Genomic DNA, 15,783 nt, shown 5'->3' on the forward strand with positions numbered 1-15,783 from the left:
ACCAGAAGGATAAAAAGCAAAACGCCGGCACAAGGCCGGCGTTTTTACGCAGCGTCAGAAGCTAATTACTCAGCAACAACGTTAACGATCAGTTTAGCGAATACTTCGCTGTGAACCTGGAAGTCCACTTCGTGCTCACCAGTGGTACGCAGAACGCCGTTCGGCAGACGAACTTCGCTCTTAGCCACGTCAACGCCAGCTGCAGTTACAGCGTCAGCGATGTCGCGAGTACCGATGGAACCGAACAGTTTACCTTCGTCGCCAGATTTGGAAGCGATGGTTACAGTGCCCAGTGCGTTGATTGCTTCAGCGCGAGCGTTAGCAGCCGCCAGAACGTCAGCCAGTTTGGCTTCCAGTTCAGCGCGACGAGCTTCGAAAAACTCAACGTTTTTCTTGGTAGCCGGAACAGCTTTACCCTGTGGAACCAGGAAGTTACGAGCGTAACCCGCTTTAACGTTTACCTGATCACCCAGGCTGCCCAGGTTTGCTACTTTATCAAGCAGAATAACTTGCATTACCTTATCCTCTTAAAGTCGTATTAATGGACCGTGCCCGATTACTGATGACGATCAGTGTACGGCAGCAGAGACAGGTAGCGAGCGCGTTTGATAGCGCGAGCCAGCTGACGCTGGTATTTTGCACGAGTACCGGTGATACGGCTTGGGACAATCTTACCGCTTTCGGTGATGTAGTTTTTCAGCGTAGCGATATCTTTATAGTCGATCTCTTGAACGCCTTCCGCGGTGAAACGGCAGAACTTGCGACGACGGAAATAACGTGCCATATGGCTAGTCTCCAGAATCTATCAATTCAATCTGCTCGGCATGCAGAACCATTTTGGTCAGGCCGTTCTTTGCCTTGTGGCAAGAGATGAACCCCTGAACGATTACTGCACTACCGACCGTTATACTGTGAGTAATGGCCTGGTTTTCATGTCCGCTTATAATAACGGGCATTTGGCACCACGCCTGCCGGTGAAACCCGGCTTCCTCCTGCACAGAACGGTGCTCAAGCACGAACTGGCAGTGAGGAATTCCTGATGGACTGACCTTTCGAAGGGGGGTCCTGCACACGGTGCCGGACAACACCAGACGGTTGGTCATCAGAAATTACTCTTCAGAATCCCCAGCATCTGCATCATCTGCGGTTTCGTTTGCGAAATCATCGCGACGCTCACGGCGCTCGTCTTTCGCTTTAACCATCGGAGATGCTTCGGTAACAGCGTGTTTAGTACGCATAACCATGCTGCGGATAACGGCATCGTTGAAGCGGAAGTTTGTTTCCAGCTCATCGATAACTTCCTGCGGCGCTTCAACGTTCATCAGAACGTAGTGAGCTTTATGCAGTTTGTTGATCGGGTAAGCCAGCTGACGGCGGCCCCAGTCTTCCAGACGGTGGATCGTACCTTCTGCTGCAGTGATTGCACCAGTGTAACGTTCGATCATGCCCGGAACCTGTTCGCTCTGGTCAGGATGGACCATAAAAACGATTTCGTAATGACGCATCGAATTGCTCCTTACGGATTATTCAGCCTCCTGTCTGGGTCAGCCGCGGCCCGGGGAGGCAAGGAACGTGATTAAAGGGCGGCTGAAAAATTGACGCGTCATAATACTTATCTCGCCTGCCAAACTCAAGCTGATTGCACAAATAATTCGCACTAAGCGCAAAGCCGCTTCACAGCGTGCGATTAAAATTAAACAAAACGGATTACGGCAAATTTTTGAACGACAGCATCAGAAATGGTCGCGATACGTTTTGGCGAGAAAGCGTAAACTTTAAACATACCCAATGACACGGGAGGAAAGATGTTCTGGTAGTCACACGACGTAAGCAGTAATGGGGCACAATATTATGAAAAACATCGCAATTTTACTCACAGCGCTACTCCTTAGCGCCAATGCGGCGGCAGCCATCAAAATCGACGGGCGGCAGGCCAAAAACATGGATGATGTGCAGAGCTTAGGCGTTATTTACATTAACCATAACATCGCCACTGAAAGCGAAGCGGATCAAGCACTCAAAGTCGAAACCGACGCGAAGGGTGCGAAATATTATCACCCGGTCTTACTTCGGGAACCGGGCAGCAATGGCCTGATTCATGCCAGCGCTGACATTTACCGCTAGTACACACAAACAAAATTACCCTTGCCATTATTACCTTGCCCTCTCCCACGAGGGCATTTTTTTGCTCATCATCAAAGGATAATTATTTGTGCTGTATGCTTATTAAAACCGCAGGTCGCTGATGTAATACCCTCTTAAGAAACGGATCATCAGGAGTGATATCGTGTTTGTACGTTTTGCAATCCTGAGTCGTATCCCGAAAGGTGTTTGGGTTCTCGGCGGCGTAAGCCTGTTAATGGATGTCTCGTCCGAGATGATCCACAGTCTGTTACCTCTCTTTATGGCGACCACGTTAGGTGCCAGCGTCATTATCATTGGTCTGATCGAAGGGTTTGCGGAAGCAACCGCTCTTATCATTAAAGTGTTTTCTGGTGTGCTCAGCGACTATCTGGGTAAACGAAAAGGGCTGGCCCTGTTGGGCTATGGTATGGGAGCATTCAGTAAGCCGCTGTTTGCTTTAGCCGCCTCCTCTGGCCTCGTATTCGGCGCGCGGATGATTGACCGCGTTGGCAAAGGGATCCGTGGGGCGCCTCGCGACGCGCTGGTTGCCGATGTCACGCCCCCCGACATTCGCGGTGCCGCATTCGGCCTGCGCCAGTCGCTGGATACCGCCGGGGCTTTCCTTGGTCCTCTACTGGCCGTGGGACTGATGTTTCTGTGGAGCAACGATTTCCAGTCCATCTTTTGGGTGGCAGTGATCCCTGGCGCACTGGCCATCGCGCTGCTCTATTTCGGGCTTGATGAACCCAAAACACCCATTACCAACAAGCGCACCAACCCGCTTACCCGTGAGAACCTGGCAAAACTCAGCAGCGCTTACTGGTGGGTCGTTGGACTGGGCAGCCTCTTTACCCTCGCCCGTTTTAGCGAAGCCTTCCTGGTTCTGCGTGCACAGCAGATGGAGATTCCACTGTTTGCCATTCCGCTGGTAATGGTCGCGATGAACCTGGTGTACGGTCTGACAGCTTACCCTTTTGGTAAACTTTCCGACGGCATGAGCCACAGTAAAATGCTGCAGGCGGGCCTGCTGGTATTGATTGCCGCCGATCTGGTACTGGCGTTAAGTCACCACTGGAGTGTGCTGCTTCTCGGCGTTGGCCTGTGGGGTATACATATGGGAATGACTCAGGGTTTGCTGGCGGCAATGATCGCCCACACCGCGCCTGCAGAACTACGCGGCACCGCTTTTGGTATGTTTAACCTGATGAGCGGTATCGCTCTACTGCTGGCCAGCGCCGGCGCCGGTATTTTGTGGGAAACCCTGGGCGCGGCCTCAACATTTTATGCCGGTGCCGCGATCTGCGTGATTACGCTAGCCGGGATGCACTGTATACCCTCAGCCTATCGTCAGGCATAAAAAGGCCCCGGAATCAGACCAGTAACATCCCGAAGGCGTATACATTCCGGAGCATAATTAATGTGCGATCCCAGCAGTGCTTCACCTGGCCGGGCGATGACCTACTGACCATAATAGGCATTCGGCCCGTGTTTACGCATAAAGTGTTTGTTCATCAGATAATTATCAATCGGTTTTAACGCCGGATTGATGCCACATGCGATCCAGGCCATCCGGGCAACCTCTTCCATGACCACCGCATTATGAACAGCGTCCGCAGCATCCTTTCCCCATGCAAACGGACCGTGCTGGTAAACCACCATTCCCGGCGTATGCAGTGGATTACTTTTACCCAGCGTCTCGACGATCACTTTTCCGGTGTTGAGTTCATATTCTTCCCGTACCTCTTCTTCAGAAAGTGCCCGGGTGCAGGGAATATCGCCAAAGAAATAATCTGCATGCGTGGTGCCAAGCGCCGGAATGGCCAGCCCCGCCTGCGCCCAGGCCGTGGCATGCGTGGAATGGGTATGTACAACACCGCCAAGCTGCGGATAGCGCCGGTATAATTCAAGGTGTGTTGCGGTATCGGAAGACGGGCGCCACTGCCCTTCCACCCTGTTACCCTGAACATCCACCACAACCATGTCATCTGGCTTCATGTGCTCATAGGCAATACCGCTGGGCTTAATCACCACCAGCCCACGTTCACGGTCAATAGCGCTGACATTTCCCCAAGTAAAGGTTACTAACCCATAGCGTGGCAGATCCATATTGGCGTCAAATACCTGCTGTTTAAGCTTTTGCATTATGCCGCCTCCACTAAACCTGCATTTGCCATTCGCGCTTTCACCCAGTCACGCGCTTTTAGCACTTCTGCCGCAGGATCGTCTGCCGTTTCACTCCACATCTCGATCAAATAGGGACCACAGTAGCCGCTCTCTTTGAGCGTGGAGAAACAACGTTCAAAATCCACTACGCCAGTGCCAAAGGGGACATTTTTGAAAACGCCAGGGCGCGTATCTTTGACATGAACCGCAACGATATGGCCGACGCCTGCCAATAGTTCCATCTGCACGTCGTTATCCCAGGCAGAAAGGTTGCCTATATCCGGATAGAGCTGAAACCACGGGTTATTAAGGTAGTGTGCGTACCCCAGCGCTTTGCTGATCGAGTTCATCAGCGGGTAATCCATAATTTCCATCGCCAGGGTTACCTGCGCACGGCTGGCCATTTCAACGCTTTCTTTGAGCCCGTCACGAAAACGGCGGCGCGTTTCATCATTTGCCTGCTGGTAATAAACATCATAACCAGCGAGCTGAATCACGCGGATACCGGTATCCTGCGCAAACCGGATAGCCTTGCGCATGATCTCCAGACCCTGGTTGCGTACCGCGTCATCTTCGCAGCCCAGCGGAAAACGCCGATGCGCACTCAGACACATAGAGGGAACGCGAACACCCGTTTCGGCTATCGCAGCCACCAGCGCCAGACGCTGCTCGGGGTGCCAGTCGAGGCGGGCAAGACGCGCATCGGTTTCATCAACCGACATTTCGACAAAATCGAAACCCAGCGTTTTCGCCAGTCGCAGCCGTTCCAGCCAGCACTCCCCCGCAGGGAGTGCTTTTTCGTAGATACCCAGCGGGATCTGTTTCGACAACATGCCCGCTCCTTAGCCCCATAGTTGAGCAATCGAGCGCTTAAACTGACGCGCCGCTTCAACCGGATCAGCGGCGTCGCGGATACTGCGCCCGGCAATAAAGACGTGAATGGGAATGCCCTTGAACAGCGGCAGATCCTCCAGCGCCAGCCCGCCGGTCACCGTCACCTTAAAGCCCATTTCGGCCAGCTTTGTCACCGCATTGATATCCGCATCACCCCAGGCGACACCTGCCGCCTGCGCATCACGGCTGCGGTGATAGACAACTTGTTGAATGCCTGCATCTCGCCACTGCTGCGCCTGTTGCCACGTCCAGTAGCCGGTCAGTTCAATCTGAACGTCGCCGTTAAACTCTTTCGCCACATCCAGTGCGCCTTTGGCCGTGTTGATATCAGCGCAACAGATCACGGTCACCCAGTCAGCATTGGCTTCAAAGCACATCCTTGAAAGGATTTTCCCGGCGTCGGCAATTTTGGCGTCGGCCAGTACAATTTTGTGAGGATACAGTGCCTTGAGATCGCGAACAGCACGAACGCCCTCGCCAACGCATAAAATGGTGCCTACCTCAATAATATCCACCTCTTCGGCAATTAAGCGGGTGGTCTCATAAGCATGTGACAGCGTCTGGTTATCCAGGGCCACCTGTAACATCGGTAAATCAGACATGTTTTTGCTCCTTATACAGACGCCGCCGTGGCGCTATCAATTAAATCCAGTACCTGTTGCGCCGTGCGACAGGCGCGTAAACGGTCAAAATTCGTTTCATCTTCAAACAGGTTGACGATTTGCATGATGCCGTCTTCCTGATGCGTACGTGCATCCACTGCCGCCAGAGTGATGAGAATGTCGACCGGATCGTTGTCTTCGTGATTAAAAGCCAGCGGTGTTTTTAGGGTCACCAGTGCAAAGCCATTTTTCTTCACCCCTTCTTCCGGGCGGCCATGAGGCATGGCAAGCCCCGGGGCAATCACGAAGTACGGTCCGAACCTTTCAACGCCATCCAGAATGGCCTGGTAGTAACGCGGTTCAACAACCTCAGCCTCTACCAGAAGATCCACGCCAAGCTTCACTGCCTCCTGCCACGTTCTGGCCTCTGCCTGTAAGCGAATCGAATTGTTCTCCGCCAGAGAGTCACGTAATTTCATAGTGAGTCCTTATTTCACATCCTGTGCAAAATGGGCGTTGATGACTTCCATCAGCTTCGGACCAAAATCAGCGGCAGAGAGCATATTGCGTACCCCAACCACGTACTTATTACCGGAGACCTCGATTTCGCTGGCAACATGGGTAGAGGCAATGATGATGTCCGCCCCGCTCAGCTCGCTTTTGTATTCCCCCACTGCGCAGCTGTTCACCGTATGGTCGACCTTTTGTTGCGTCAAAAACTGGTCAACTTTCATTTTCATGATCATGGAACTGCCTTGCCCACAACCACACACAGCCAGAATACGTACGGTCATAATCAAACTCCTTTTTAAACAGAGTGTTCTGTCAGTTGTTTTTCCGCGTCTTCCTCAGCACGCAGAGCGCGACCGGCGAAGAACATGTAAGCCAGGGCAATCAAAATCATCGCGGCCATAAACACGATCCCTACGGAGGCAAAGCCTTGCATCATCGGCGGTGCCAGGATGGACCAGTCAGCCATCCCCATCCACGCACTCATCCCCGTCAGTTTTACCGCCCACACACAGCCAAAGATTTCGATCATCCCCATCACCAGGCAAATCTTGATGGCGGCACGCCAGCCGCCGAAGTGGTTGGCGAAGACGCCAATAGTGGCGTTAGAGAAAAACATCGGGATGAAGCCAGGAATGATGAGAATGGAGGAACCGCAGGCAATCAGGATGCCGACCGCAATCAACTGGCCGATTGTCCCCCACATAAAGCCCCAGACCACCGCGTTCGGTGCGAAGCTATAAATCGCCGCGCAGTCAATCGCCAGCACAGCACCCGGAATCAAGCGCTGAGAAATACCGTTGAAAGCTTCGGAAAGCTCAGCGACAAACATACGTACGCCCTGGACGATAATGAAAATCGCTACCGCAAACTGAAAGCCGGTTTGCAGGATATAAACCGTCCAGTGGGTTTTCCCCGCCATCGCCTGAACAGTATTGAGGCCAAAGGAAAGCAGAATCGCGCCGAAGAAAACCGTCATGACAATGGCGGTAGAGACAATGTTGTCGTGGAAGATATTCAGCCAGCCCGGCAGTTTCAGATCTTCAACGCTCTCTTCTTTTTTCCCAAGATAAGGGGCGATTTTGTAAGCAATCCAGGAGGCGAACTGCTGTTGATGACCGATAGAAAAGCCACAGTTATCTGTCACTTCCTGCGTGGGTTTGTACATCATATTGGAGGTAATGCCCCAATAGAGTGAAACCAGCACGGCGGCACAGATAATGGTGGTCCACATGGAGTAGCCGAGAATAAAGAAGAACACCGCAATCAGACCAGCCTGCTGGAACATGATGTGACCGGTTAGCATGATGGTGCGAATTCCGGTGATACGTCGCAGCAGTACGTAGCCAATATTAAGCGCCAATGCCAGCAATACGGCGTAACCCACCCAACTGTATGCATCGCCCATACGTTCGATGGTCGCCATCATTGACGCATAAGTGTCAGAAATCGCGCCGTTGATGCCGTACACTTCCGACATTTTGGCGACCACCGGTTTAAACGTACTGGTCAGAATCCCCGACCCCGCCTGCAGCAGCATAAAGCCGATGATCGTTTTGATCGTGCCTTTAACAATAACGCTGACACTTTTTCTCAACAGGATATAGCCAATACAGGTCACGATCCCCAGCAGTAACGGGGCATTGGTCATCACCTGATTAAAAAAGACGGTGAAGACGTTGTAGAGAATCTCCATAACTTGCTCCAGTAAGAAAGTGGCTGCATCTGCGCAATGCAGCACAAGGTGAAAACACTCTATCAATCATAAATAATCACAAAAAGATTGTTTTTGATTAATTGTGATGCATCACGCAATTTATTTCCCCATTCTCACTGTGCGTACATATCCAGTACCAGAACCTTTAAAATAGTTTATTTAATTCAATTAATTAATATAAATCACATAAAAATCAGCATGAAAAAACCGCCGTAAAAGCACAATTCTGATGCGAGATAACACCTCCAACCCTGTTGCTATCATGATGAAACTGTGAAAATATAAATCACAAGTTATCACATTATGATTTATTTTGATTTAAAGGTAAGGAGCGACACGATGAGTAAGATTGAAACCATTACCCGGGAATCATGGATTCTGAACACGTTTCCTGAATGGGGAAGCTGGCTTAATGAGGAAATTGAGCAGGAACATGTCGCTCCCGGCACCTTTGCTATGTGGTGGCTGGGGTGTACCGGTATCTGGCTGAAATCAGAAGGGCATACCAATGTGTGTGTCGATTTCTGGTGCGGTACGGGCAAGCAGAGTCATGGTAACCCGTTGATGAAAAAAGGCCATCAGATGCAGCGCATGGCCGGTGTCGAAAAATTGCAGCCGAACCTGCGCACAACGCCGTTTGTGTTGGACCCGTTCGCTATCCGTCAGGTCGATGCCATCCTCGCCACCCACGATCACAACGATCATATTGATGTCAACGTCGCCGCTGCCGTCATGAAGAACTGTGCTGATGATGTTCCCTTCATCGGCCCACAAACCTGTGTCGATTTATGGATTGGCTGGGGCGTACCGAAATCGCGCTGTATCGTCGTCAAACCGGGTGATATTGTTCGCGTGAAAGATATTGAAATTCATGCGCTTGATGCATTCGATCGCACCGCATTAATTACCCTCCCGGCAGAGCAAAAAGCAGCGGGCATACTGCCTGACGGCATGGATCAGCGAGCTGTGAACTATCTCTTTAAAACGCCCGGCGGTACGCTGTACCACAGCGGCGACTCGCACTATTCCAACTACTATGCGAAGCATGGCAACGAGCATCAGATCGATGTGGCATTGGGTTCTTACGGCGAAAACCCACGCGGTATTACGGATAAGATGACCAGTGCCGATATTCTGCGTATGGCTGAAGCGCTGAATGCAAAAGTCGTGATCCCTTTCCACCACGATATCTGGTCAAATTTTCAGGCCGATCCACAAGAGATCCGTGTTCTGTGGAATATGAAAAAAGATCGCTTACAGTATGGCTTTAAGCCTTATATCTGGCAGGTGGGCGGGAAATTTACCTGGCCTTTGGATAAAGACAATTTTGAATATCACTACCCTCGTGGTTTTGATGACTGCTTCTCTATCGAGCCAGACTTACCGTTTAAGTCTTTCCTCTAAAAACCGGAGCGGGTACCTGTGTGTACCCGCTTTTTATCATCAGTATCGTGCACTTATCTTTAGTAATTTCAGGCTATTTCAAATATCATCTTTTCACATCATTAATCATCGGAATAGCTCATGACGGAAGCGCAACGACATCAAATACTGCTGGATCAACTGGCGCAGACGGGCTTTATTACAGTTGAAGAAGTGATCGCCAGCCTGGGTGTTTCTCCTGCAACCGCACGCCGCGATATCAATAAACTGGATGAGAGTGGCAAACTTAAGAAAGTGCGTAACGGCGCCGAGGCCATCAGCCAGCAACGTCCACGCTGGTCGCCGATGAATATCCATGAAGCACTCCACCACGATGAAAAAGTGCGTATCGCAAGGGCTGCATCGCAACTGGTTAGCGCTGGAGAAAGCGTGGTGATCAACTGTGGATCAACCGCCTTCCTGTTGGGGCGCGAAATCTGCGGTAAACCGGTGCAAATCATCACTAACTATCTACCGCTCGCCAACTACCTTATCGAACAAGAACACGAAAGCGTGGTCATTATGGGCGGTCAGTACAATAAGACGCAGTCCATCACACTGAGCCCGCAAAGCAGTGAAAATAGCCTCTATGCTGGTCACTGGATGTTTACCAGTGGCAAAGGGCTGACGGCAGAAGGTCTCTATAAAACCGACATGCTGACGGCGATGGCCGAACAGAAAATGCTGAACATGGTGGGAAAACTGGTCGTTCTGGTGGATAGCAGCAAAGTCGGTGAGCGTGCGGGTATGTTGTTCAGCAACGCCGATCAAATTGATTTGGTGATTACCGGCAAACAGGCCAACCCCGAAATCCTCAAAAAACTTGAGGATCAGGGGGTTAAAGTGATGCGCGTGTAGGTAGATGTGTCATTACAGATGGTCGCTGAAGAAGCGGACGGTGGCCGTCAGGGCGGTAGGTGTTATGCGATGTTTTACGCCGGCTTCCCACAGGCAGGTTAGCTGCCCGTCCAGGTGAGCAGACGTCAGTGCCTGTTGCAGGCGTAATGTTTCCGCTGCGGGTACCACATCATCCTCCTCCCCATGCCAGAGAAAAAGCGGACGGCTGGCAAGCTGTGCTAATTGCCCGCTGACATCCCATTTTGCTAACGGCGCGACAATCTCACCGAAGGCCGCCTGCTGTTCCGGCGTGGTCACCTCCAGCGGCGGAAAAAGTGTACTCGCCAGGGTGGAAAAATAGCCGGACCCCATCAGGCAGGCAACGCTCCTGACCTCCGGGAACTGCGTCATAATACCGAGCGCCGTCATGCCACCCATGGATGCACCTCCCACACCGAGCCGGTGATTGTCAATCAAGCCCTGCTGATACAGCGCCGCTTTCAGTGCCGCAAACTCCGCAAAATTTCCCTGCAAGATTTGCCAGAAACGCTGTAGCCGCCGACTTTCATCGCCGTCAAACCGGGCGCCATGTTCCGGAGCATCAGGCATGACGACCCGGAACCCGGCCTGAGCCAGCGCCACGGCAAAATAGCTATATACCAGTTTGGACGAGGTAAATCCGTGGTAAAAAACAATACAGGGTAATGGCTGTTCCCCCTTGCCCGCAGGAAACGCGTGCAAGGTTTCAATCCCGGCAAAATGCCGTACGTCGAGTTCAATCATTGGCCTCTCCTTGATCTATAGTGCTGGTATGCCATCACATCTTCGAAGCTGCAAGTCTGCGTTTGCCTATTCAGTGTTACCCTTTAGATAAAGATGCTGCGCCGATCGCATTTTCATTCGAAACTTATGTTGGCAATAGCAAAATTGGGAACATTCCCCTCTTGCGTATTTATTATGGAACTACACTATGGCTATCAGGAGACATGAAAACATGACGCGCTGGTTTCTCGCACTTGTTGTGGCGCTGTTTTTGAGTGGATGTAGTGTGCTGGAAGGTAAACCACAGCCCGCTCCGCCCGTCAGCGATCATCCGCAGGAGATAAGTCGTAATCAGACGCAAAACCTGCAGGAAATGGGAGCATTTAGCGTATCCGTGCTGGGTTCGCCTATGGACGTTGAAGATGAAATAAAAGCCAGAGCGACCACTGAAAAAGCAGATTACTACGTCATCATAATGATGGATGACACGGTAATTCCAGGTCGCTGGTACGCACGGGCGATGTTATATCGTCATTAAGCGTCTGGGTTTAAGGAAGATTTACACTGCTTTGCGTCCTTTTATGTTTGCCTGTGCACAATGGAATGTATGGAATTTTCGTGCGAAGGAGTGCCCTGGAAAAAGTCGGGGTAACGTGGAATGGAGCTGATATGAAACGATCTCTTGCCTTAAACTCACTGTTGCTTTCTACAGGTTTAGCCAGCATAACAGCGCAGCCAGCAGAGTTCGCGAGCGCTGACTGCGTCACCGGGCTCAATGAAATTGGCCTGATTTCTGTCAACAATGTTTCCGGAAGTCCACAAGATGTGGAGCGTGTCATCGCGTTAAAAGCCGACGAACAAGGCGCATCATGGTATCGCATTATTCAGATGCAGGAAGAACAACGGGCAGATAACTGGCGAGTTCAGGCCATACTTTATGCCTGACAGGTCCCCCTCCGAAAAGCCACTTTTAAAAAGTGGCTTTTTTGTTTATGTCATTTTTAACAATGATTTACCATAGAGATACAATTTTGCAATATTTTGTTACACTGACACATTAAATGTTATCGAATTATTGCCGTTGAAGGTGCTGACACTCTTTTCAGCGGATATTTTATGAGCACCTTTTTTAGTCGCATTGGACTCGGCACTAAACTTTCTCTTTTGACGGGTACAAGCGTAGCCGTGCTTTTCCTGGTTTTTACCTTTCTGTTAAGCAATAAAGCCAGTCAACAACTGGAAACGCTGGCGGTGGAAGATCTCCATAATCAGTCCACGGGCGTCCAGGATATGGTAGAAATGTTTAACAGCAGCCTGAGCGAAGAGGTTGAAAGCTATACCCGCCTGTTCAATAGTTTTTTGCCTCAGCCTGTTACCCTGGATCAGGCGCAGCGCCGTGACATTAACGGTATCAGCGTTCCCTTGCTGAAAGGGGGCGACAGCGATCTTCATGAAAACAACACCCTTGTTGATGACTTTCTTACCCGCACCGGGGCTATCGCCACACTGTTTGTGCGCAGCGGCGATGACTTTGTGCGCGTTGCCACCTCATTACGTAAAGAGAATGGCGATCGTGCAATAGGCACAAAACTGGACAAAGCCAGCCCGGCTTTTGCACCGGCGTTGAAAGGCGAAACGTACCGTGGGCTGGCCTTATTATTCGGTAAGCGCTACATCACGCAATACCAGCCGGTAAAAGACAGTAGCGGCAACACAATAGCCATTTTATTTGTCGGCGTGGACATCACCCACTCATGGGAGATCATGCGCAGTAAGATCCTCGGGCGCCAGCTTGGTGATAGCGGTCATTTCTACGTACTGGATCGTAATAATGGCAAGAACTACGGTAACTATCTGTTCCACCCCAGCGAGGAGGGTAAACGTCCACAGTGGGATGAACGCGATCTGAATACCGTTTTGCAAGAGACTGCCGGTACGCTGGAACAGCAGCGCCCCGATGGTCATCGACAAATGCTCTCCTGGATAACCGTGCCCGGCTGGAACTGGACGGTGGTGGGCGAAGTCGATAAAGCGGTATTACTTAATGATGTCAATACGTTACGCAACCAGTTCCTGATTGCCGGGCTGGCGCTCTCTCTGCTGTTTGCCGCACTGTTTGTGGTGATTGTTCGCCGCTGGTTGACCCGCCCTCTGCGTGAAGCCATCGGCCTGGCCAGCCGTTACGCGTCGGGCGACCTGCGGGATAGTCTGGATATCAAACGTCAGGACGAAGTGGGGCAACTCATTGAGGCCATCAACGGGATCGGCAATGGTTTGCATACCATTGTCTTGCAAGTCCGTGAATCTGCCAGCGATATTCACCACGGTACCAATGCGCTTGCCGCCGACAGCAGTGAAATCAGCGAGCAAATTAACAAGCAGGCCAGCAGCGTCGAGGAGACATCAGCCAGCATGGAGCAACTTGCCGCGACGCTCCAGCAGAATGCCGCCAGTATGGAAGAGATGCAGTCGCTGGTGAATGAAACCGCCGTGGAAGTACAAAAGGGTGGGATCACCGTCGAAGAAGCGGTGGCGACCATGGACGCGATTCGTACCGCCTCCCAGCGGATTGCCGACATCACCCATGTGATTGAATCAATAGCCTTTCAAACCAATATCCTGGCGCTTAACGCCGCGGTTGAAGCCGCTCGCGCCGGGGAACATGGTAAAGGATTTGCCGTCGTGGCCCAGGAAGTACGGGCGCTGGCAGCGCGCAGCGCCAATGCGGTAAAAGAGATCGATGAGCTGACCAGCGATACACTCAAAAAAGTCCGTGAGGGCCATACTTTATCCAACAATACCCGACAGGCGATGGAGTCTATTACTGCGCATATGAACCACATTAACCAGTTGGTTAATGAGATTAACAACGCCTCTCATGAGCAGTCGGCTGGCATTAACCAGGTCAATATCGCCATGGCGCATATCGGCGAAGCCACGCACATTAACGCAGAACGGGTTACGCGCAGTGAGCAAACCGCTGAGACACTGCGCGAAAAAGGGGCGCATTTGACGGAGGTGGTCCGCCTGTTTAGCCTGAAAACGGACTAACCGACACCGCCCGTGGCACGCAGCAGCAGGTCATTTTGTACCTGCTCCGTCAGAACCGACGCGCCGCGTATATCCAGCATCATCCGGCACCAGGCTTGCGCTATCGACGGGGAAGCGAACTGCAACATTTGTGCCCCCGTCGCTAACAAATACAGCTGTTGGGTAATTTCCCGCCCTTGCGCCTCCAGAGGCTTACGCAACTGTTGCTGTAACTGGCGCCATGCGCGATCAAAATGCCTGTCCTGGCCTTTGACTGCGCCAAACGCATCGTGCAACAACTCACTGATCCCCTGCTGTTTGGCCAGTACGCGTAACACATCAAGGCACATAATATTGCCCGAGCCCTCCCAGATACTGTTAACCGGCATTTCCCGGTATAGCCGGGGAAGTTCGCTCTCTTCGCAATAGCCAATACCGCCCAGGACCTCCATGGCTTCGGCAACAAATGGCATACCCGCTTTGCAGACCGCAAATTTCGCAACGGGAGTAAACAACCGTGCCCAAAGCGTCTCTTCCGGCGTAGCGCGACCATCCCACGCTCGGGCAAGGCGAAATAAAAACGCGGTTTGCCCTTCCAGTTGCAGCGCCATCCGACTAAGGACTTCCCGCATCATGGGCTGGTCGACGAGGTTTTTCCCGAATGCCTGCCGTTGATGGGCATGATACAGCGCCACGGAAAATGCCCGGCGCATCAGACCGTGGCTCCCCAGCGCACAGTCAAAGCGGGTCAGGCCGCCCATTTTGAGGATTTGACGCACGCCATCACCCTCTTCCCCGACCAGCCAGCCGCTGGCCTCGCAGAACTCCGCTTCGCTGCTGGCATTTGAGCGGTTGCCCAGCTTGTCTTTCAGGCGTTCGAGTCGCACTCCATTGCGCTGACCATCGGGTAAAAAACGCGGTACGAAAAAGCAGGAGAGTCCGCCTTCTGCCTGCGCCAGCACCAGATGCGCATCGCTCTGAGGTACTGAGAAAAACCATTTGTGCCCCACCAGCCGATAGCTGTCGCCGCTGCGTTGCGCTCGCGTGGTATTACTGAGCACATCCGAACCGCCCTGTTTTTCCGTCATCCCCATACCCATCAGCAGGCCACGCTTTTGGTTGCCTGGCGCGAGATGGGGGTCATAACGGTCGCTTAGCAGTGGTTTTAGCCAGTCTTTAAAAGGGGCAGGAAGCGAATGCTGTAATAGCGGCGTGGCGGCAAAGGTCATCGTTACAGGGCATAACGAACCGGCTTCCACCTGCGCATGGAGCATAAACCGGGCGGCGCGGGCAACAAACGAGCCGCTACGCGCATCCTCTTCCCACGCCAGGTTATGAACGCGGTTGGCGCACAGGCCTTGCATCAGCAAGTGCCAGGCGGGGTGAAACCGCACATCATCAAGTCGTGCCCCCGTCGGGTCATAACGCAGCAGTTCCGGCGGATTAGCATTAGCCAGCCTGCCGAGCTCCAGCGATTCCGCTGTCCCCAATTGCTGACCAATACTGGCCAGTAAATCCGTATCCCAGGCCGCCCCTTCACGGATAACAGCGTCATACAGGGCTCGATCGGAAAGGAAAAGATTACTGTTATTCAGGGGGATGGGTTGATTGAAAACGGTATGCGTTTGCCAGTGCATCTGTTTGCCCTCCATCAATGGCATCGGCAGTAAGTATGGGCAGATGGGGGGCGTTCCGCCCGCGATGGCGGTCACAAAACGGCGC

19 protein-coding genes are annotated in these 15,783 nt (G+C 52.2%); 7 read left to right on the top strand and 12 right to left on the bottom strand.

The window, feature by feature from the left end; translation table 11 throughout:
- Positions 1-65: 65 nt before the first annotated feature.
- The 4 genes from rplI to rpsF are packed head-to-tail and all read right to left on the bottom strand — an operon-like array spanning position 66 to position 1,505.
- Positions 66-515, bottom strand: a complete 450-nt coding sequence (gene rplI, locus AB182_RS22690) for a 50S ribosomal protein L9 (RefSeq protein WP_047372071.1) — start codon at positions 513-515, stop codon at positions 66-68.
- A 41-nt stretch (positions 516-556) separates the two neighbouring features.
- Entirely contained in the window at positions 557-784 is a 228-nt protein-coding gene (gene rpsR / locus AB182_RS22695; RefSeq protein ID WP_000135199.1) for a 30S ribosomal protein S18, read from the bottom strand.
- 4 nt (positions 785-788) lie between these two features.
- The gene (gene priB, locus AB182_RS22700; RefSeq protein WP_047372072.1) at positions 789-1,103 is read right to left on the bottom strand and encodes a primosomal replication protein N; all 315 of its coding nucleotides are present in this window, start codon (positions 1,101-1,103) and stop codon (positions 789-791) included.
- A gap of 6 nt (positions 1,104-1,109) precedes the next feature.
- Positions 1,110-1,505 carry a 30S ribosomal protein S6 gene (rpsF, locus tag AB182_RS22705; protein ID WP_020456251.1) on the bottom strand — a complete coding sequence of 132 codons (396 nt, stop codon included), beginning with the start codon at positions 1,503-1,505 and terminating at the stop codon, positions 1,110-1,112.
- 346 nt (positions 1,506-1,851) lie between these two features.
- Here rpsF and yjfY point away from each other — a divergent pair, with 346 nt between their 5' ends.
- Positions 1,852-2,124 carry a DUF1471 family protein YjfY gene (gene yjfY, locus AB182_RS22715; protein WP_039077825.1) on the top strand — a complete coding sequence of 91 codons (273 nt, stop codon included), beginning with the start codon at positions 1,852-1,854 and terminating at the stop codon, positions 2,122-2,124.
- Between the two features lie 163 nt (positions 2,125-2,287).
- Positions 2,288-3,481: an MFS transporter gene (locus AB182_RS22720; RefSeq protein ID WP_047372073.1), complete on the top strand. Its 1,194-nt coding sequence runs from the start codon at positions 2,288-2,290 to the stop codon at positions 3,479-3,481.
- Between the two features lie 101 nt (positions 3,482-3,582).
- Here AB182_RS22720 and AB182_RS22725 read toward each other — a convergent pair whose 3' ends face one another.
- The 6 genes from AB182_RS22725 to ulaA are packed head-to-tail and all read right to left on the bottom strand — an operon-like array spanning position 3,583 to position 7,989.
- Positions 3,583-4,266, bottom strand: a complete 684-nt coding sequence (locus AB182_RS22725) for an L-ribulose-5-phosphate 4-epimerase (RefSeq protein ID WP_047372074.1) — start codon at positions 4,264-4,266, stop codon at positions 3,583-3,585.
- Positions 4,266-5,120, bottom strand: a complete 855-nt coding sequence (locus AB182_RS22730) for an L-ribulose-5-phosphate 3-epimerase (RefSeq protein ID WP_047372075.1) — start codon at positions 5,118-5,120, stop codon at positions 4,266-4,268. The genes AB182_RS22725 and AB182_RS22730 overlap by 1 nt, the downstream gene beginning before the upstream one ends.
- A gap of 9 nt (positions 5,121-5,129) precedes the next feature.
- Positions 5,130-5,783 carry a 3-keto-L-gulonate-6-phosphate decarboxylase UlaD gene (locus AB182_RS22735; RefSeq protein ID WP_120785418.1) on the bottom strand — a complete coding sequence of 218 codons (654 nt, stop codon included), beginning with the start codon at positions 5,781-5,783 and terminating at the stop codon, positions 5,130-5,132.
- A gap of 11 nt (positions 5,784-5,794) precedes the next feature.
- On the bottom strand, positions 5,795-6,262 hold the full coding sequence (gene ulaC, locus AB182_RS22740; protein ID WP_047372076.1) for a PTS ascorbate transporter subunit IIA: 468 nt from the start codon (positions 6,260-6,262) through the stop codon (positions 5,795-5,797).
- Positions 6,263-6,271: 9 nt separating this feature from the next.
- Complete coding sequence (gene ulaB, locus AB182_RS22745) at positions 6,272-6,577, bottom strand: PTS ascorbate transporter subunit IIB (RefSeq protein ID WP_039077792.1); 306 nt, start codon at positions 6,575-6,577, stop codon at positions 6,272-6,274.
- 14 nt (positions 6,578-6,591) lie between these two features.
- Entirely contained in the window at positions 6,592-7,989 is a 1,398-nt protein-coding gene (gene ulaA, locus AB182_RS22750) for a PTS ascorbate transporter subunit IIC (protein ID WP_047372077.1), read from the bottom strand.
- Positions 7,990-8,349: 360 nt separating this feature from the next.
- Here ulaA and ulaG point away from each other — a divergent pair, with 360 nt between their 5' ends.
- Entirely contained in the window at positions 8,350-9,414 is a 1,065-nt protein-coding gene (ulaG, locus tag AB182_RS22755) for an L-ascorbate 6-phosphate lactonase (protein ID WP_047372078.1), read from the top strand.
- 120 nt (positions 9,415-9,534) lie between these two features.
- Complete coding sequence (gene ulaR, locus AB182_RS22760) at positions 9,535-10,290, top strand: HTH-type transcriptional regulator UlaR (protein WP_047372079.1); 756 nt, start codon at positions 9,535-9,537, stop codon at positions 10,288-10,290.
- 12 nt (positions 10,291-10,302) lie between these two features.
- On the opposite strand, the gene yjfP is transcribed toward ulaR, so the two are convergent.
- The gene (yjfP, locus tag AB182_RS22765; protein ID WP_047372080.1) at positions 10,303-11,052 is read right to left on the bottom strand and encodes an esterase; all 750 of its coding nucleotides are present in this window, start codon (positions 11,050-11,052) and stop codon (positions 10,303-10,305) included.
- A gap of 187 nt (positions 11,053-11,239) precedes the next feature.
- Between yjfP and bsmA the strand changes: the two genes are divergently transcribed.
- The 3 genes from bsmA (at position 11,240) to AB182_RS22780 (ending at position 14,082) form a co-directional block, all read left to right on the top strand.
- Entirely contained in the window at positions 11,240-11,569 is a 330-nt protein-coding gene (bsmA, locus tag AB182_RS22770; protein ID WP_071845938.1) for a biofilm peroxide resistance protein BsmA, read from the top strand.
- Between the two features lie 131 nt (positions 11,570-11,700).
- Positions 11,701-11,976, top strand: a complete 276-nt coding sequence (yjfN, locus tag AB182_RS22775) for a DUF1471 family protease activator YjfN (RefSeq protein ID WP_039077798.1) — start codon at positions 11,701-11,703, stop codon at positions 11,974-11,976.
- 171 nt (positions 11,977-12,147) lie between these two features.
- Positions 12,148-14,082 (top strand): methyl-accepting chemotaxis protein, encoded by a 1,935-nt coding sequence (locus tag AB182_RS22780; RefSeq protein ID WP_047372082.1) that lies wholly within the window; start codon positions 12,148-12,150, stop codon positions 14,080-14,082.
- Here AB182_RS22780 and AB182_RS22785 read toward each other — a convergent pair.
- Positions 14,079-15,698, bottom strand: coding sequence for an isovaleryl-CoA dehydrogenase (locus tag AB182_RS22785; RefSeq protein ID WP_047372083.1), 1,620 nt, complete (start codon positions 15,696-15,698; stop codon positions 14,079-14,081). The genes AB182_RS22780 and AB182_RS22785 overlap by 4 nt on opposite strands.
- Positions 15,699-15,783: the final 85 nt, after the last annotated feature.

This window comes from Phytobacter ursingii (assembly GCF_001022135.1).
In the GTDB taxonomy this organism is placed as follows: domain Bacteria; phylum Pseudomonadota; class Gammaproteobacteria; order Enterobacterales; family Enterobacteriaceae; genus Phytobacter; species Phytobacter ursingii.